The sequence below is a fragment of the Rickettsia endosymbiont of Seladonia tumulorum genome, assembly GCF_964030815.1.
Lineage (GTDB): Bacteria > Pseudomonadota > Alphaproteobacteria > Rickettsiales > Rickettsiaceae > Rickettsia.
In genome coordinates, this window is sequence record NZ_OZ034963.1 from 1,056,332 (window position 1) to 1,073,835 (window position 17,504).

Here is a 17,504-nt window from a genome sequence, read left to right on the forward strand (position 1 = left end):
AAATGAGCGTGGCAATCTCATGAAACAGTACTAAGAACTCCTGAGATTGCTTCGTCGAAACTTTCAGTTTCTTCTCGCAATGACGAGAAAATTGATCCACACCGCAATGCGACAACCATCAACAAGTTTCGTAAAATATTCTCTCTAATTCCTCTAAACGCTGTTCTATTTTTTCAATATCTTCTTCTGTTGTGGGATTTTCTAATAAATGTGCGATTTCGTCTTTTAGCTTATTTACTTCTTTTTCAACAGTGTCATCCCGTGGCTTGTCCACGGGATCCAGTACTTAAAAAGCCTAAATATAGCAAATTTTAAAATTAAAAGCTCGATTTTTCTCGCTTTATACTGGATTCCTGCTTTCGCAGGAATGATATTGAAACCACGCAGGCAATGCCACCACGAGGTGACAGAGATGAAAAGTTAAATAGAGCAAGCATTGCTACTATAATCATCATCCTCACGGATAAATTTTTGCTTTACCTTAGAGTTATTATTATAAGGTTTATTATTTTTAACTGGTGCTACAGGTTCGTAGTTTGAAACTGGAGGCACATAATTTTGATTTGCTGTTGCATTTGGGCAAGTATATTTTGATATATCACGCTTAGTTTCTCTTAGCATTGCCTTTATCTGGTCTAGCTCTTCTTGCATTTTTCTTTCTTTATCGGTATTGTCCTTTCTAACTTTCTTATTAGCTTTACTTAAAATCATATCATCATCGTCTGAAGATTCACCTGATTCAGCTTTATATTTTTCCATATCTCGTCTAATCATTTTAAGGTATATCTCACGATTTCTTTTGACGGGATCAATTTGCTCTCCTCTTAAAGGGTTATCATAATCGTCATCGTCATCCTCTGGATCGTCAAGATTATCTTCAACTATATTCTTTTTAGCTAAACTAATATATTTATTATTATATAAAGGTTTTCTTTTACCACCTTTAAAACCTTTACTATCAACTAACCTATTATTTGCGGATTTTTGGAAGTAACCTCTAAAGCTATCAGTACAACCTGACAGCACAAAAACACCTAAAAATAATATTATAATTTTTTTCAACATATATTATTCCAAAACTTCAATTAGATTTATTTATATAACTTGACAAATTATCTTTAAAAACAAGCCATATGAAAAAGTCTATTATGATTAATGCCACATAATAATCAAACTTGCAAGAATAAAGAGCTTATATTGTTTAAATTAGCTCTTCTATTAGGTTACTTAGCAACTTATGACCCTCTTTTCTTCTTTTTAATAGATTTTTCGAGGTATTTTCTAATATCTTCAGATTACTTATTAACTCAAACATTTTTTCGGCTAATTTTTCGCTTGATATATCATCTTGCTTCATGCACCAACCACATTTCTCATCTTCTAATAATTTTGCATTATGATATTGATGATTATCGGCAGCACTTGGCAGCGGAATAAAAATTGCTGGCAACCCTATATAAGTTAGCTCTTCTATAGTAGATGCTCCAGCTCTTGAAATTACTAAATCAGCATTTTTATACTGATTTGCCATATTATCAAAAAATTCAGCTAATTCGTAAGTAATATTTAAATTTGAGTATATATTTTTTATTTTTACTTGATCCTCAAGTGCTGCTTGCTGAGTTATATGCAGTTTAAGATTTGGCTGCTTTTGCATTAAAGCTTTGATGCTTTCAGGTATTAACTCTGAAAATAATTTAGCTCCTTGACTGCCGCCAAAGATAAAAATTTTAAAGGTACGGTCTTTGTCATTCCGTCGCTTGACCACCGAATCCAAGCCTCTAATATTCTTTCTAACTATCCCCCCAGTAACTACTGTTCTATTCTTTACAACTACAGGCAAGTTTTTAGTATTTTTATAAGAAATTGCTATTTTCTTAGCAAAATTTGCAAAAAATTTATTAACCTTTCCAAGATAAGAATTCTGCTCATGAATTACAATCGGCACTCTTAGAAAAATTGCTGCAAACATTGAAGCAACAACCGGATAACCACCAAATCCTACTACAGCAGAGGGAGAAAGGCTAAATAACAATTTAATAGCTTTAAAAATAGCAAGCGATAATAACGGCAAGAATAATAAAATATTTTTTGGTCGTTTTAAATCTATAACATGAAAAATTAATCCCGTATCATGATTTATATACTTCTCACACCTTAAATCCGTAATAAAATGAACTTCATATTTTCTTTTTATTAACTCCTCCCCAAGAGCAACTGCTGGAAAAAAATGACCGCCTGTTCCACCTGCCACTAAAACTATCTTTTTCATATTTCTATTTTATTTATCTTGTACGAATCAAGCGGCGTTCGGTATTTAGTAAAGCCAAGAAGCATACCAGTAGCTATAGCAATTGCAAGCGTTGAAGAGCCGCCATAGCTAATAAAAGGCAGCGTCATGCCCTTAGTAGGCAGTAAATGCAAAGTTACACCTATATTAATTATTGCCTGAAGCCCTAATTGTGCAACAATACCGCTAGCAGCAAATTGGACGAATTTATCTTGCTCATTTAATAGCTTAGCAAGACTTCTAAGTACTATAAACGCAAATACACCTATAACTATAAGGCAAATAATAGCTCCAAATTCTTCCCCAGCAACGGCAAAAATAAAATCAGTGTGCGAATCAGGTAGAACCTGTTTTACTGCCCCCTCCCCCGGTCCTTTACCATATAAACCACCATGTTCAAAAGCTTTCAGTGACTTGCTAACTTGATAATTCTCACTACTATCAGGATCTAGAAATGAGTTAATCCTTTGCGTAACGTGTGGCAACCAAAAATACGCAACAGTTACTCCTATCATTCCTAAAAAACCAGCTAGAACAATCCAAAATATTGGCATACCAGCAATAAAAAGCTGAATACCAAAAACTGCCGTAATCATCACAAGCATTCCAAAATCCGGTTGAATGATTAAGAGAATAGCAACAATAAAATAAAGTATCGAGCAAACTGTAAAGCTTGGGAAATCATCATTAAATTTTAACGATAATATCCAGCCCGTAACAACTGCAAAAAATGGCTTAATAAACTCTGAAGGCTGAATAGATAAGCCGGCAATATTAATCCACCTAGTTGCTCCTTTCACTTCGTAACCAAAGAATTTAACAGCAATTAATAAAACTATACTAGCTATAAAACCCAATATGGCAAAACGCTTTAACCATTTCTTATTAAAGCGTGAAAATAACAATATAAAAGCTGAGGCAGCTGTTAGATAAAATACTTGCCTAGATGCAAAATAATTTTCTTCCAGCCCTATTCTACTTGCTACTGCTGAACCTGAAGTAGTCACAAGCATTAAGCTAAAAGCAAATAAAATAACTAAAGAAATAACTATTTGGCGATCGGTACTACGCCACCATAATTTTATAAAATTATTCGATATTTCGTTATTCATATTGTAGTTATGTAATTTCTATTTATGCTGTTGTATTGATCAGTTTTAACATCATTACTAGAAAATTACGGAGTAATCCAGTTAAATAATAAAACGTCATTGCCAAGAACATAGCGATTCAGCAATCTTATAAGACATTTTCATAAGATTACCAAATCGAGACCTCTCCTCGCAATGACGATTAGGTATCCGCATAAAACAATGCTTTTGTAGAACAATTTAGTTATTGTGCATAAGAATTATTGTAGTTCCTGTCAATTCAGCATAATAGTTTTCACCAAGATAGTTTTCAGAGTCATGATTTTGTTTATAACATCCTTGCACACTACAATCTTGAGTATATTTGTTATAATCACCTTCAATATAATCACGAGCATATTGTACTACCGATTGTACTACTGGAGCTACTAAATCCAATACATATTTTACTGCTGTATTATAAAATGTTGAAAAAATACCGTTATCATTTTCATCAACATTTACTTTTTTTTCTACATGCGTACTAGAAGAGAAAGGCTTTGGGAAAGCCTTTTCTATACTTTCTAGACTCATGTTTAAGAATGTGTCTACTATTGCTTCATCGTTTTTTATTTTCCCTTTTATTGATTTATCATTTTTTGTATTACTACTCTCAATCGTAAAAAATGCTGTAATAAATCCTAACATAAAAAACCTCTTTTTTAATTTTTAAATAGTTCTTTTAAGATCACAAGCTAATAAAATTATTAACTTGCTTATTAATATATTACATAATTTTAATATTAAATTATATTAACAAATTAATACTTAACTAATTAATTTTTTTAATAAGGCATTTTTGTCATAGGCACAAATAAGAGTATTATACAATCTAATAAACAACTCACCACGCTCCTCAAAGTTCTTAAACTGATCGTATGAACTGCAACAAGGTGCAAGTAAAATATTCTTTTCTTTCTGGTTATCCTTGCAAGCATCTTTATAAGCAAGTTCAAAAGCCTGTTTAAGATCATCACATATAACAAAATCTATTACATCTTTGGCAGTATTTGCAAACATTTCTTTAGCTTGCCCATAAAAATAAGCTTTTTTGATTTTACTAAAATAAGGTTTTATTTCCTCAATACCCCCCTCTTTAGCAATACCACCTGCAAGCCAATAAATATTATCAAGAGCTTTAATTGATTGCACGGCAGCTATAGCATTCGTTGCTTTACTATCATTATAGAAATTTATAACATCTATACTACCTAGATATTGCATCCTATGCGGCAGTCCTTGAAAACTACTTATAGATTCGATAATTTTTACAGGCTCAAGACCTATTATTCTAGCAACTGCATAGCTTGCTGCAATATTCTCGCTGTTATGAATTCCTTGCAGACTCTTATTAGACATTAGTTTAAAACTAATATGCTCAAAGAAATTATCGGTAATTATATCATTAACTATTGATATACCTTTTTCAAGAATTTTGGTAACTGAAAAAGGGATTAATTTAATATGATGTTTTTGTTGTAGATTTGTAAAAATTTCATGGCAATAATCATTATCAATATTAATTATCCCGTAACTATCTTTATCCATTCGATCAAAAATTTTAGATTTTGCTGTAATATAACCTTCCATATTTTCATGCCTATCTAAATGATCGGGAGTAATATTAAGAAGCACTGCTATTTTAGCAGCAAAAGTTTTTACTAAATCTAGCTGAAAGGAAGATAACTCAAGCACATACCCATCCTTACTTGCTTTAGCTTGCAAAACCGGAACACCGATATTACCAGCTAATGGATAATCTAAACCATTATCACTTAAGATATGACTAATTAAAGCAGTGGTAGTACTTTTGCCGTTTGTACCGGTCACAGCTAGGAGGTTTAAACCTTTAGATTTTTCGAAAAATAAATCTATGTCGGAAGTGATCGGGATATTAAAATTTTTTGCGATTTTGACTATCTCGTGTGTTAGAGGAATTCCAGGACTTAATACAATTTTATCTAAATTTTGCCATTTTATATCAGATATGGGAATAATATAATTTTTACCGAATAATTCCTCAAACTTATCCCTATTTGCTTCTAGATCATCATAGGCAATTATATTACATTTGTCTTGCAACTCTTCGTAAACCGAAATACCAGTTTTACCAAGCCCAAAAACACCTATATTTTGTCTTTTATGGATAGTCATGAGTTAATTTTAAGGGATTGTATAGAAAATGTCATTGCGAGCAGTCGTAGACTGCGTGGCAATCTTAGGAATCATATGTACTACTTTATGAGATTGCCGCGTCGATGCTTATGCATCTCCTCGCAATGACGATTGAGTATACCTATTTAATGTCCTGCATTAATGCTTGCTCACCCTCATTAAGGTTGACCTGATCATTAACATTATTATAAACTGCTTGATTGTTAGTTGGAACAGGTAAATAATAATGAGGCGGTACTTCTAAAGCCTTACTACGCTGAACTTGATACTCATTAGGACCAGCTGTTGATATTCCTACAGTTTCTTTTAATTTTTTATTACATGCAGAAGTAATTAATAAAACAGTAAATAATAAAAAAACTTTTCTCACTTTAATACCTTATAGATTATTTAGATTATATTTTATCGTTATCGCCTTGTGGAGCATTACGAATCTTTTCAGCCATAGCCTCAATTTGGGCTTTATCATAATTCTCTTTAGCTTTTTCTTCAATATTTTTTTTAGCACTATAATAATCTTCTACTAAGATAATTACTCCAAGTGTAATAAAACAGTCAGCTAGATTAAATACTGGAAAGCTATAATCTTGATAATGGAAATATATAAAATCAAAAACTGCTCCTCGAAATGATCTATCAATTAAATTACCGATAGCACCACCAATTACAAAGCTATAACCAGCAAAGCCTCCTATGGTTTTGGAACTCATCATTAAATAATATAAATAACAAACAATAATCGTATTTGTTATTAAAAACACGATATTACTATATTGATAATAATCACGCATTAAACCGAAGCTAATACCATAATTCCAAGTATAAACCATATTTAAAAAAGATGTGACCTTTAAGGTTAAGCCAGGCTTCCATCTTAGATTATTGATAAACCACCATTTAGTCAATTGATCAATAATCACTAATGTTATTATAATACGGCTACTACGAGCAAATGTTAGATATAGTTTTTTAAATGATAGAATCATAATTATTTAGGGATTTTTATAAGGGAATAAAGGAGGGGCGTCATTGCGAGGAGATGCATAGCATCGACGTGGCAATCTCATGAAATAGAATATAACTCCTGAGATTGCTTCGTCGCTATGCTCCTCGCAATGACGACTACCATGAAATGACACACGCCTAACACATTACACCGAAACTTCAGCTACTTTATTAGCCTGCAAATCTTTATCAAGCTTAACATTCAAGGTTTTAACTTCTTTCTTAAACTGCTTGAATTTTTCTAATTTTTTTCCGCTTAATTCTACACCTGGTGTTGTTTTAACGGACATAGGATTAACATGTTTACCATCAATTTTAACTTCATAATGTAAATGCGGTCCTGTAGCTCTACCGGTGCTTCCAACATATGCTATAATATCGCCTTGTTTTACTAGGCTTCCTACTTTTAAACCTTTAGCAAAATTTGATGCGTGAGCATAGGCAGTAGATAACGTACCGCTATGTTTTATCTGGATAAATTTCCCATAACCTGATTTCCAACCTATTTCAGTAATAACACCATTACCCGCCGAATATATAGGTGTTCCAGTCGGTGCTGCAAAATCAACCCCTTTATGCATTTTGGTATAACCAAGTATAGGGTGCTTCCTAATACCATATTGTGAAGAAACTTTTATAACTTTTAAAGGAGTTCTAAGCAAACTTCTTTTTACACTTTTACCATCTTCAGAAAAAAATGCATGATTATTTACATTATTATCATGTGAATAGCGATAAATATTATATTCTTTTCCTGAAAGATTTAACGAGACATATAAAATCTTACCGTGATGGGAAAATTTACCATCTTCCGTCACGTATTTTTCTGTTATAACAGTCGCAGTATCACCACTTTTTATTTGACGCTGAAAATCAATTTGATAAGCATAAGCATTAATCAGCTCTATTATATTATTGTTTGACAAACCAAGCTTCTTAAGAGCAGACATAAAGTTTGACTCGATATTTACAGATGACTTAGCCACTGTTTTTGTTAAAGGCACGATAATTTCTGCAATTTTAAAATTATCATTCTCTCTTATTATTTCAATAGTCTTAAGTTTATCTATAGCTAAAATAATCTTATTAAGAAATACTGTTTCAGAAGTTAAATCCTCATTATCATTTTCGGTAATTTTTGTTTCATATTCAAAAGTAATTTGCTGCCCTATTTTAAGCGATGGCAATAATTTATTTTCTTTTATTAAGCTTAATATTTTTTCTATATCATTTCTTGGGATATTTTGACCGCTCAGAATAGAATTTATAGTATCGCCTTTTTTAACTGTTACTTCTTTAAATGAAATTGCTTCTTGAATTTCTTCAGCTTCAGGATGTACTAATGTTATAGATAACGTATCATTTACATAGTTATTAACAGCAAAAGAGACAAACATCACTAATGCTATAAATAGTAATAGGGAAACAGAGGTAAGAACTTTTTTGAATCGTGCACTAAGATAAGGAACTGATAATACATCATCAAAATCGTAAGATAGCGTGTCGTTTTTCATTGATTACTTAGAAGTTATCTTGGTTTCGTTATTATTAATATGAACTATATAAATACAAATTACAATAAAAAATTATAAAATAATTTAGTTTTAAATCGTTTTATTCAAAATACTTTTTGTTTTTATTTTATATTTTTTGTGTTATTAAAGTTAATTTTCTTTAATTTTTAATAATTAAAATTATGTTTAGATTATTCCTATTTTTATTAATTCTTACAAACTTCACTTCTTGTTCATTTAATAATCAAGATGTTAAACCATCAAAAATAGAATATTATGAGAATATTTCTTCAAATAAAAAATGTTTACCAAATAGCAAAATAGTTTTGGTAGGAGGTTGCTTTGATGTGTTACATTATGGTCACCTGGAGTTTTTGCATGAAGCTAAAAAGCAAGGTAAATATTTAATCGTTGCTTTAGAAACTGATGAAACAATAATTAAATATAAAAAGCGTAAACCTATTCATAATCAACTACAACGAGCAAAAATTTTAAGCTCCCTTACATTTGTTGATAAAGTACTTATGTTACCCGAGTTAAAAGGTTTTAACGATTACGCATTATTAGTGCAAAATATTTGCCCCTCTGTAATTGCTGTAACAAAATATGATCCTCAATTAACGAATAAACAAACTCAAGCTAAATTAATAAACGCTCAAGTAATAGAAGTTATAGATTTAATACAACACCCTGATATAGGTACATTTTCCACCTCAAACATCATTAATAGCATATAAAATTTATTTTATTTATCGATTTTTGCTTTAATTAAAATACATATCCATTTATATTAATATAAAAATAACTTGTATTATGTACTTTATGAAGAATGTTATTACTTTAATTGGCTTAGTTTTATTTAGTAGCTTTTGCTTTGCTTCTGAGCCTTTGCCTTGGCAAATTGGATTTCAGCCACCTGCAAGCCCGATCATGGAGGAGTTACATAAATTCCACGATTTCTTACTTTATATCTCTACTGCCATAGTTTTGTTTGTTGCAGGATTATTAGTTTTTGTATGTATTAAATTTAACGCAAGAAATAATCCAGTACCGGCAAAATTTTCGCATAACATTTTAATAGAAATAATTTGGACTGTAATACCTATAATAATTTTAGTTATTATTGCCGTGCCATCTTTTAGAATATTGCGTCATGCCGAAAAAATACCGGAAGCGGATTTAACTATTAAAGTAGTAGGCTACCAATGGTATTGGCATTATATATATCCTGATCATAATGATATAGAATTTGATAGTGTTATGATCTCAGATGAAAATCTAAAACCTGACCAAAAAAGATTATTAGATGTTGATAATAGAATAGTAATACCCGAGAATGCTACAGTTAGATTTTTAATTACAGCCGGTGACGTAATACATAGCTTTGCTGTTCCGTCTCTTGGTTTTAAAATAGATGCCGTACCCGGAAGAGTAAATGAAACATGGACAAGAGTCGCCAAAAAAGGTGTATATTACGGGCAGTGTTCCGAGCTTTGCGGAATCAATCACGGCTTCATGCCGATTGCTATAGAGGTAGTAAGCAAAGAAGATTTCGATAATTGGGTTGCGAGTAAGAATAAAGTTGCCGCAAACGGTGAGAATTCAAAATTGGCAGCTAATTAATTATGTTTTTATCCTGATGTCATACCGTGGCTTGTCCGGTTTTGTTGTATGGATCGAAAAACACTTTATATGTCATTCCCGCGTGGCATTGTTGTGTGGATCGAAAGTCGTCTGAGCTACACGAATGAAATGAGCGTGGCAATCCAGAAAAAATAATAAAAAATACTATAAATTAGCATTTTTTAGTTGGATTGCTTCGTCAATTACTTCGTAATTTCCTTAGCTCAGACGGAAAAACCGATCTACGCGGGAATGACATCAAAGCCATGCAACAAAACCAGAATGACAAATAATTACATTTAAAAAAGCGAAGATGCCTTAGGTAATGAATCATGGTAACTAAAAAAATATATTAACACAAACAGAATAACAATTATGGATATAACTACTAACGATCTAAACCACGATGATCACCACACTCCGCACGGCTGGAAGAGGTGGCTGTTTTCTACTAATCACAAGGATATCGGCATTATGTATATCATATTTGCCATATTTGCCGGAATTGTCGGCGGGTTGTTTTCGCTGCTGTTTAGGCTAGAACTTGCAATGCCAGGCGGAACTTTCTTAAATCATGATTTCCAGCTATATAATGTACTGATTACTGCACATGCGGTGATTATGGTGTTCTTTATGATCATGCCGGCTTTGTTCGGTGGTTTCGGTAATTACTTTGTACCTTTACTAATAGGTGCTCCCGATATGGCATTCCCACGCCTCAACAATATCAGTTTCTGGCTGCTAGTTCTGGCTTTCATTTTACTTATGGGATCAGCGTTTGTTGACGGCGGACCAGGAACAGGCTGGACGCTCTACCCTCCTTTAAGTAGTATAAGCGGACATCCAGGAGCAGCGGTTGATATGGCTATTTTCAGTCTGCATTTAACAGGGCTTTCATCAATACTTGGCTCAATCAACTTAATCGTTACTATCTTTAATATGAGAGCACCCGGGATGGGACTATTCAAAATGCCGTTATTTGTCTGGTCTATTTTAGTTACTGCATTCTTGATAATTTTAGCTATGCCAGTGCTCGGTGGAGCTATTACCATGCTACTTACCGATCGTAATTTCGGTACTACTTTCTTTAAAACTGATGGTGGTGGTGATCCAGTATTATTTCAGCACTTATTTTGGTTTTTTGGTCACCCTGAAGTATATATCGTAATACTTCCAGGTTTTGGTATTGTAAGCCAAGTTATCTCTACTTTCTCACGTAAACCAATATTTGGCTATCAAGGCATGGTCGGAGCTATGGTAATAATCGGCTTTGTCGGGTTTATTGTATGGGCTCACCATATGTTTACAGTTGGGCTTTCTTACAACGCCCTTATATATTTTACTGCCGGAACAATGATTATCGCAATTCCAACAGGTATCAAAATATTTAGCTGGATCGCAACTATGTGGGGTGGCTCACTTACTTTCCCAACACCTATGCTATTCTCTATAGGATTTATTATATTATTCACGATCGGCGGCGTAACTGGCATAATCTTATCAAACTCGGCACTTGATAGAGTTCTGCACGATACATATTATGTTGTGGCACATTTCCATTATACGATGTCACTCGGTGCTTTATTCACTGCATTTGCCGGCTTTTATTACTGGTTCGGTAAAATATCAGGCAAGCAATATCCCGAGATCTTAGGCAAAATCCATTTCTGGATTACTTTCGTCGGTGTTAATTTAACTTTCTTCCCGCAACATTTCTTAGGACTTGCAGGTATGCCAAGAAGAATACCAGACTACCCTGAAGCTTTTGCCGGCTGGAATATGGTTTCATCGATAGGAGCAGGAATTTCTATGGCGGCTGCTCTTTATTTTGTGTTTATCGTTTTCTATACATTAAAATACGGCAAAAACTGCCCAAATAACCCTTGGGGTGATGGAGCTGATACACTAGAGTGGACACTTACCTCTCCTCCACCATTTCATACATTTGAAACACCACCGCATATTGAGGAATAATTTATGATTCTCAGAAGATTATTTGCTTTCTTGATTGATAAAATTATAATTGGAATATTGCTATCATTGACTATAGCATTTGTAAAAGACACGATGATAGAAATTGCTTTATTTTTTATTATTTCAGGATTTTACTTTTCTTACCTAGAATCTTCAAAAATACAAGCCTCTATTGGGAAAAAATTACTAGATTTAAAAGTAGTTCATCAAGATGGAACTACTCTTAAAGGTAGTGAAGCATTTATTAGATTTGTCGCTTTTTATGTGATTAATTTAACTGGTATACTTTTTATAATAAGCGTTATTATGATGATATTTAGGGAAGACGAAAAAATGCTTCATGATTTAGTATTTGATACACAAGTAGTAAAGTCATAATGAATAAACAAGAATCACGTTTGCATTTCAAGGAGCTTTTAACGAAAAATATAGATAAAATAAATTCTGATTTAACAAAAACTTCTTTACTAAATCAAGTCAGTAATTTATTAAAACAGTTAAAAGTAAAGCATGTTGGAATATATTATCCACTAAAATATGAAATAAACCTGCTTGAACTATTAAATATTCATCATGAAATAAAATTTTTTCTGCCTAAAATTATAAATAATGAAATAAAATATTGTGCTTATAATTATAATGATGAATTAGTTTTAGGGAGTTTTAAAACTTTAGAACCGATAAATAATGATTTCTATGAACCAGAATTGATAATTGTCCCAGGTCTGGCATTTAGTAAAGATGGCTACAGACTTGGTTATGGTAAAGGACATTTTGATCGATACATAAATAATAATAAAGATATATTAACTGTTGGTGTTTGTTTAAAAGAACAAGTTATAGATAACTTTCCTGCTGAATTACATGATCAGAAACTTAATTTTATTATTTCTATATGAAAAACATGAATAGAAAACCAATAATAGGAATTACTCCTGATTTAGCTCAAAATTGTGAAAAATATACTTATGCCGCCTTTCCTTGGTATGCATTACGTAAGAATTATACCGATGCAATAATCGAAGCCGGCGGCGTCCCTATGTTACTGCCATACCAAGCTGAAACAATAGATCATCTCATGGATTTTATTGATGGTGTTATATTACCTGGCGGTGATGAAGATATACACCCTAAATTTTATGAACCTGAATATGCTGAAGATGTAGTAATTTCTAATGAAGAGCGTGATAATTTTGAAATATTGATTTTAAAGAAATCGTTAGAAAAAAATATACCTGTTTTAGGAATATGCCGAGGAATGCAACTAATAAATGTTGTTTTAGGTGGCACTCTTATTAAGCATATTCCGGATTATATCGAAGAGACAAAACAGCCTATTATCATAAACCATACCCAGCCTCATCCTAAAGATATAGTCTCGCATTCAATTAGTATAAAGCCGAATACTAAGCTTGCTAGAATGGCAAATAATAAGCTGGACACAATGGTTAACTCAACTCACCATCAAGCCATTAAACAAATTGGTAATAATCTTATTATATCAGCAAAAGCAGAAGACGGGATTATAGAAGCAATAGAATCAACAAGTCATAAATTTCTTATCGGCGTACAGTGGCATCCTGAATATGTCAATGATAATGGCATAGACCTAGTTTTATTCAAAGAGCTAATAAAAGCTAGTAGTAATATATTGTAAATTGTCTTTTTCTATTATAAAAGTATCTCATATATATACTGAGATGTAGAAGTATTTATGAGTACTTTTGTCTTCATAACAATAACTCTAAGTTATTTAAAATAAAAAGTATAATAAACAATAGGAATAAGGTGCTGGGAATTAAGCTCAGCCATTAATATAACGACTTCCGCTATACTTCTTATTTTAAAAATAATTATAATAGCAGATTCCCAGCATAAAGCGTATACTTGGAGTTAGTTTATATTAATAGTAGAGTTCAAATACTATTAGATAAGTAAACTATAGATAAAATTATTAATTAGTCAACCCTCAATTTAAATTTATTTGACATTTTTATAGTTTATTTTTTATTTCATTTATAGTTAAGCGTTGTTTTTTTAATTTTTGAATTTTCTTGCCTTGCTCAAATGCTTCCATAGAATAAAGTTGATAATTTGAAGCAGTAATATCAGCAACTTCAAGCAACCCTACCTTAGTCCAAAAACGAATTGTAGAAACGTTTTCTCCTATAGCACTCGCTAATTCTCCGATCTTCATTAATTTTTCAGATTTTCTAATATCTGTTGGCTCTTTCCCTGTTACCGCTTTTAAATAAATATCAAGTGAACGATTAACTGCGTTATAAATAATTTTCTGATATTTTTCTTTTGAACCACCGAGTTGAGCAGTTTCTAAAGAGGTAATATATGGCAATCGTTCTTGAGGTCTTATAATTGCGGGAGGATATTCTTCCATAATTAAGATTAAATTCATTACCTCCTACAGTTAAACCATTTTCAATAATTATAGCAGTCTCTTTGCGAGATAAAGTATTCCCCTCAATAGCATTACTTGTATAGGTTAACTCTACCCTAAACCATTCTTCTAAATTTTTAGCTAATTCAGAACTTAATGGACGTAAGGCATCTAATCTCTTCTTTTTTTTATCTAAAAAATCATATTTCATAAGTAAAGTATAAAGTATTACTTAATGCTTTATACTATTTTTATTTCACTATCAATATTTTTTATTTTTTCTCTGTCATCCCGTGATTTATTCAATAGTACCGGATAGTTATTATTCTATATCATCCCCGCTTAAGGCTTGCTTGTGTAGATAGAAAAAAGTAAAAACAACTTTCAATACTAATAATTTTAGTATTAAAAGCTGGATCCCGTGAATAAATCACGGGATGACAGGAGGGAGAATGATTCACACAGGCAAAGCCTGCTTAGATAGAAGTGTTTAATTTCCTACTCGTTTAGTCCGTGGCAATATTTATATTTCTTACCTGAGCCACAAGGACATAGCTCATTTCTAGATACTTTGCCCCAGCTTGTAGGATTTTTAGGGTCTCTATCCTCTGGGTTAATGCGTGATATGACAGGTCTAAGATCAGTTTCTAAGTTACTACCTGCATTATACTTACTAAATGCCGGATCTTCACGGCTTTCATGCATATTATTTTGCAGCTTTTTATTTTCAAGCGATATATCTTCTTTCTGAATATGCTTTAAGTCAATATGGAAGTGGTAGACTGTTTGAATAAAGAGTTCTTTTAAATTATTAAGCATATGCTCAAATAAGTTAAATGCCTCTCTTTTATATTCGCTCAAAGGATCTTTTTGGGCATAAGCTCTAAGAGATATACCTTGTCTTAAGTGATCTAAGCTATGCAAGTGATCTTTCCAAACTTGATCAAGAGTAGTTAATAAAATATATTTTACAGCATTATGCATTAAGTCAGGACTATAAGCTTCCTCCTTAGACTTATATATACTATCCGCTGTTTGAATAACAATTTTTGTAACTTCTTCTTCTGTTACATCATTTTTGCTTATTAGATTTTGATCAAGCTTTATAGCAAAGGTGCGGTGTAGTTCTACGCTTAAATTCTCTATATCCCAATCTTCTCTATAAGAGCCTGCTGGCATAAAAGTTAGCACTATTTTTTTAACTAATTCCTCAGTAGTACTACTTAAGAAGTCATAACTATCTTTAGATTTAATAATTTCAGTTCTTTGTTCGTATATTATTTTACGTTGATCATTCATTACATCATCAAAGCGTAATAAATTTTTACGTATTTCATAGTTATGCCCCTCAACTTTTTGCTGAGCTTTCTCAAGTGATCGGCTAATCATTGGGTGATGTATCGCCTCACCATCTTTTAAGCCAAGCGTCCGAAGCACTCCTGAAATACGTTCTGAGGCAAAAATACGCATTAAATCATCATCAAGTGATAGGAAAAATTTAGTATTACCTGGGTCACCTTGTCTGCCCGATCTACCACGCAGCTGATTATCTATCCTACGACTTTCGTGCCGTTCTGTACCTATTACAAATAACCCACCTGCTGCAATTACTTGCTTTTTCTCTTCAGCTATTTGAGCTTTTATCTCATTTACTTTTTCTTTATAAGCAGCATTAGTTAAAGATTTTCTATCTATCTGCTCTATCAGCATTTCAGGATTACCGCCAAGCATAATATCAGTGCCTCGTCCTGCCATATTAGTTGCAATTGTTACTGCTTTAAATCTACCTGCTTGGGCGATAATAAATGCTTCCTGCTCGTGGAATTTAGCATTTAATACTTTATGAGGTATTTTGTTTTTATTTAGAACATTGGAAATTTCTTCCGACTTTTCAATACTTACAGTACCGACAAGCACCGGCTGACCACGATCATGACAATCTTTAATTAGCTTTAAAATAGCATCATATTTTTCTTTTTTGCTTCCATAAATTTCGTCATCAAGATCACGTCTTGTAACTTTATTATGAGTCGGTACTGCTACTACATCAAGATTATATATGTCTTTTAGCTCTGGTGCTTCGGTCATAGCTGTACCAGTCATGCCTGATAATTTAGGGTAATTACGGAAATAATTTTGGAAAGTAATAGATGCAAGCGTTTGGTTTTCATTTTGGATTTTTACGTTTTCTTTTGCTTCTAACGCTTGATGTAGCCCTTCAGAATATCTACGCCCTTCCATTACACGTCCTGTAAACTCATCTATGATCATTACTTTACCATCACGTACTAAATAATCTACATCGATTGTAAACATGTTGTGAGCTCTAAGGGCTTGATTAACGTAATGCACTAAGCTTAAATTTTCAAAGTCATATAAACCAGACTCAGGCTTTATAATATTTGCTTGACTTAAAAGCGATTCTACATGACTAATACCGCTTTCCGTTAAATTGATAGTTTTTAATTTTTCATCTTTTTCAAAATCACTTACATTAAGCATGCGTACAAGCTTATCGACTTTACCATATAATTCTGAATTATCATTAACTGGACCAGAAATAACCAATGGAGTTCTTGCTTCATCTATTAAAATCGAATCTACTTCATCGATAATAGCAAAGTTAAAAGGACGAAGTACTCGCTCCTGCAAGCTATATTTCATATTATCTCTTAGGTAATCAAAGCCAAGCTCGTTATTTGTGGCATATGTAATATCAGAATTATAAGCTTCTCGCTTAGCTTCATCTGGCATACCAGCAACAATACACCCAACTGATAAACCTAAAAAATTATAAATCTTGCCCATGGAAGCGGAATCACGGCTAACAAGATAATCATTAACTGTTACGACATGTACACCTTTCTCAGCTAAAGCGTTTAAATATGCTGGAAGTGTTGCAACTAAGGTCTTACCCTCCCCTGTACGCATTTCGGTAATCATTCCTCTATGTAATACCAAACCACCTATAAGCTGCACATCAAAATGACGCATTCCATATACTCTTCTAGAAGCCTCTCTAACTACCGCAAATGCTTCATATGCTATATCATCTAAAGTAGCACCATTTTTAAGTTTTTTCTTAAATTCTATAGTTTTATTTTTTAATTCTTCATCTGATAATTTTTGAATTGCGGGTTCAAGTGAATTAATTTTTGCAATGTCAGAAAATAGTTTTTTTATCGTACGATCATTTGCCGTACCAAAAATTTTTTTCAATATAGAAAACATCAAAATCCTTAAATATATTTTTGTACATATAAATATAGGCTATTTTATAAAATTATCAATTAGTTATATATTTATTTCAAGCATCCCTGTTGCAGAATAATCCGTAAATAATTATTAATAAATAAATATTATAAAATAGCTGTTGACGGGTATTTATTATTTTTATA

Annotated in this window: 17 protein-coding genes; 6 read left to right on the forward strand and 11 right to left on the reverse strand. The window is 32.3% G+C overall.

The window, feature by feature from the left end; translation table 11 throughout:
- Positions 1 to 118: 118 nt before the first annotated feature.
- From AAHF54_RS05195 to AAHF54_RS05235, 9 genes are all read right to left on the reverse strand, one after another.
- Positions 119 to 274 carry a hypothetical protein gene (locus AAHF54_RS05195; RefSeq protein ID WP_341788235.1) on the reverse strand — a complete coding sequence of 52 codons (156 nt, stop codon included), beginning with the start codon at positions 272 to 274 and terminating at the stop codon, positions 119 to 121.
- A 146-nt stretch (positions 275 to 420) separates the two neighbouring features.
- A complete protein-coding gene (locus AAHF54_RS05200; RefSeq protein WP_341788236.1) occupies positions 421 to 1,065 on the reverse strand; it encodes a hypothetical protein in 645 nt (214 codons plus the stop codon).
- Between the two features lie 136 nt (positions 1,066 to 1,201).
- Entirely contained in the window at positions 1,202 to 2,272 is a 1,071-nt protein-coding gene (gene murG, locus AAHF54_RS05205) for an undecaprenyldiphospho-muramoylpentapeptide beta-N-acetylglucosaminyltransferase (RefSeq protein WP_341788237.1), read from the reverse strand.
- Positions 2,269 to 3,402, reverse strand: coding sequence for a putative lipid II flippase FtsW (ftsW, locus tag AAHF54_RS05210; RefSeq protein WP_341788238.1), 1,134 nt, complete (start codon positions 3,400 to 3,402; stop codon positions 2,269 to 2,271). The genes murG and ftsW overlap by 4 nt, the downstream gene beginning before the upstream one ends.
- A gap of 219 nt (positions 3,403 to 3,621) precedes the next feature.
- Positions 3,622 to 4,068: a hypothetical protein gene (locus tag AAHF54_RS05215; protein ID WP_341788239.1), complete on the reverse strand. Its 447-nt coding sequence runs from the start codon at positions 4,066 to 4,068 to the stop codon at positions 3,622 to 3,624.
- Between the two features lie 120 nt (positions 4,069 to 4,188).
- Complete coding sequence (gene murD / locus AAHF54_RS05220) at positions 4,189 to 5,574, reverse strand: UDP-N-acetylmuramoyl-L-alanine--D-glutamate ligase (RefSeq protein WP_341794944.1); 1,386 nt, start codon at positions 5,572 to 5,574, stop codon at positions 4,189 to 4,191.
- 142 nt (positions 5,575 to 5,716) lie between these two features.
- Positions 5,717 to 5,965, reverse strand: a complete 249-nt coding sequence (locus AAHF54_RS05225) for a DUF3035 domain-containing protein (RefSeq protein WP_341788241.1) — start codon at positions 5,963 to 5,965, stop codon at positions 5,717 to 5,719.
- 25 nt (positions 5,966 to 5,990) lie between these two features.
- The gene (gene lspA / locus AAHF54_RS05230) at positions 5,991 to 6,581 is read right to left on the reverse strand and encodes a signal peptidase II (RefSeq protein ID WP_341794945.1); all 591 of its coding nucleotides are present in this window, start codon (positions 6,579 to 6,581) and stop codon (positions 5,991 to 5,993) included.
- Between the two features lie 165 nt (positions 6,582 to 6,746).
- The gene (locus tag AAHF54_RS05235) at positions 6,747 to 8,114 is read right to left on the reverse strand and encodes a M23 family metallopeptidase (RefSeq protein WP_341788243.1); all 1,368 of its coding nucleotides are present in this window, start codon (positions 8,112 to 8,114) and stop codon (positions 6,747 to 6,749) included.
- A 182-nt stretch (positions 8,115 to 8,296) separates the two neighbouring features.
- Between AAHF54_RS05235 and AAHF54_RS05240 the strand changes: the two genes are divergently transcribed.
- The 6 genes from AAHF54_RS05240 (at position 8,297) to AAHF54_RS05265 (ending at position 13,368) form a co-directional block, all read left to right on the forward strand.
- On the forward strand, positions 8,297 to 8,851 hold the full coding sequence (locus tag AAHF54_RS05240) for an adenylyltransferase/cytidyltransferase family protein (RefSeq protein WP_341788244.1): 555 nt from the start codon (positions 8,297 to 8,299) through the stop codon (positions 8,849 to 8,851).
- 76 nt (positions 8,852 to 8,927) lie between these two features.
- Complete coding sequence (gene coxB, locus AAHF54_RS05245) at positions 8,928 to 9,737, forward strand: cytochrome c oxidase subunit II (RefSeq protein ID WP_341788245.1); 810 nt, start codon at positions 8,928 to 8,930, stop codon at positions 9,735 to 9,737.
- A 375-nt stretch (positions 9,738 to 10,112) separates the two neighbouring features.
- On the forward strand, positions 10,113 to 11,711 hold the full coding sequence (gene ctaD, locus AAHF54_RS05250) for a cytochrome c oxidase subunit I (RefSeq protein WP_341788246.1): 1,599 nt from the start codon (positions 10,113 to 10,115) through the stop codon (positions 11,709 to 11,711).
- Between the two features lie 3 nt (positions 11,712 to 11,714).
- The gene (locus tag AAHF54_RS05255) at positions 11,715 to 12,089 is read left to right on the forward strand and encodes an RDD family protein (protein ID WP_342169898.1); all 375 of its coding nucleotides are present in this window, start codon (positions 11,715 to 11,717) and stop codon (positions 12,087 to 12,089) included.
- Positions 12,089 to 12,610 carry a 5-formyltetrahydrofolate cyclo-ligase gene (locus AAHF54_RS05260; protein WP_341788248.1) on the forward strand — a complete coding sequence of 174 codons (522 nt, stop codon included), beginning with the start codon at positions 12,089 to 12,091 and terminating at the stop codon, positions 12,608 to 12,610. The genes AAHF54_RS05255 and AAHF54_RS05260 overlap by 1 nt, the downstream gene beginning before the upstream one ends.
- Before the next feature lie 5 nt (positions 12,611 to 12,615).
- Positions 12,616 to 13,368 (forward strand): gamma-glutamyl-gamma-aminobutyrate hydrolase family protein, encoded by a 753-nt coding sequence (locus AAHF54_RS05265; RefSeq protein WP_341788249.1) that lies wholly within the window; start codon positions 12,616 to 12,618, stop codon positions 13,366 to 13,368.
- 336 nt (positions 13,369 to 13,704) lie between these two features.
- Here AAHF54_RS05265 and AAHF54_RS05270 read toward each other — a convergent pair whose 3' ends face one another.
- Entirely contained in the window at positions 13,705 to 14,124 is a 420-nt protein-coding gene (locus tag AAHF54_RS05270) for a MerR family transcriptional regulator (protein WP_342169899.1), read from the reverse strand.
- 480 nt (positions 14,125 to 14,604) lie between these two features.
- A complete protein-coding gene (secA, locus tag AAHF54_RS05275) occupies positions 14,605 to 17,337 on the reverse strand; it encodes a preprotein translocase subunit SecA (protein WP_342169900.1) in 2,733 nt (910 codons plus the stop codon).
- Positions 17,338 to 17,504 lie beyond the last annotated feature (167 nt).

Coding starts and splice junctions, on each gene's coding strand:
- AAHF54_RS05235 (WP_341788243.1), bottom strand. CDS start 8,114: ATGAAAAACGACACGCTATCTTACGATTTTGATGATGTATTATCAGTT.
- AAHF54_RS05270 (WP_342169899.1), bottom strand. CDS start 14,124: ATGAATTTAATCTTAATTATGGAAGAATATCCTCCCGCAATTATAAGA.
- AAHF54_RS05265 (WP_341788249.1), top strand. CDS start 12,616: ATGAATAGAAAACCAATAATAGGAATTACTCCTGATTTAGCTCAAAAT.
- ftsW (WP_341788238.1), bottom strand. CDS start 3,402: ATGAATAACGAAATATCGAATAATTTTATAAAATTATGGTGGCGTAGT.
- AAHF54_RS05200 (WP_341788236.1), bottom strand. CDS start 1,065: ATGTTGAAAAAAATTATAATATTATTTTTAGGTGTTTTTGTGCTGTCA.
- AAHF54_RS05255 (WP_342169898.1), top strand. CDS start 11,715: ATGATTCTCAGAAGATTATTTGCTTTCTTGATTGATAAAATTATAATT.
- AAHF54_RS05240 (WP_341788244.1), top strand. CDS start 8,297: ATGTTTAGATTATTCCTATTTTTATTAATTCTTACAAACTTCACTTCT.
- lspA (WP_341794945.1), bottom strand. CDS start 6,581: ATGATTCTATCATTTAAAAAACTATATCTAACATTTGCTCGTAGTAGC.
- coxB (WP_341788245.1), top strand. CDS start 8,928: ATGTACTTTATGAAGAATGTTATTACTTTAATTGGCTTAGTTTTATTT.
- AAHF54_RS05260 (WP_341788248.1), top strand. CDS start 12,089: ATGAATAAACAAGAATCACGTTTGCATTTCAAGGAGCTTTTAACGAAA.
- ctaD (WP_341788246.1), top strand. CDS start 10,113: ATGGATATAACTACTAACGATCTAAACCACGATGATCACCACACTCCG.
- AAHF54_RS05215 (WP_341788239.1), bottom strand. CDS start 4,068: ATGTTAGGATTTATTACAGCATTTTTTACGATTGAGAGTAGTAATACA.
- secA (WP_342169900.1), bottom strand. CDS start 17,337: ATGTTTTCTATATTGAAAAAAATTTTTGGTACGGCAAATGATCGTACG.
- murD (WP_341794944.1), bottom strand. CDS start 5,574: ATGACTATCCATAAAAGACAAAATATAGGTGTTTTTGGGCTTGGTAAA.
- murG (WP_341788237.1), bottom strand. CDS start 2,272: ATGAAAAAGATAGTTTTAGTGGCAGGTGGAACAGGCGGTCATTTTTTT.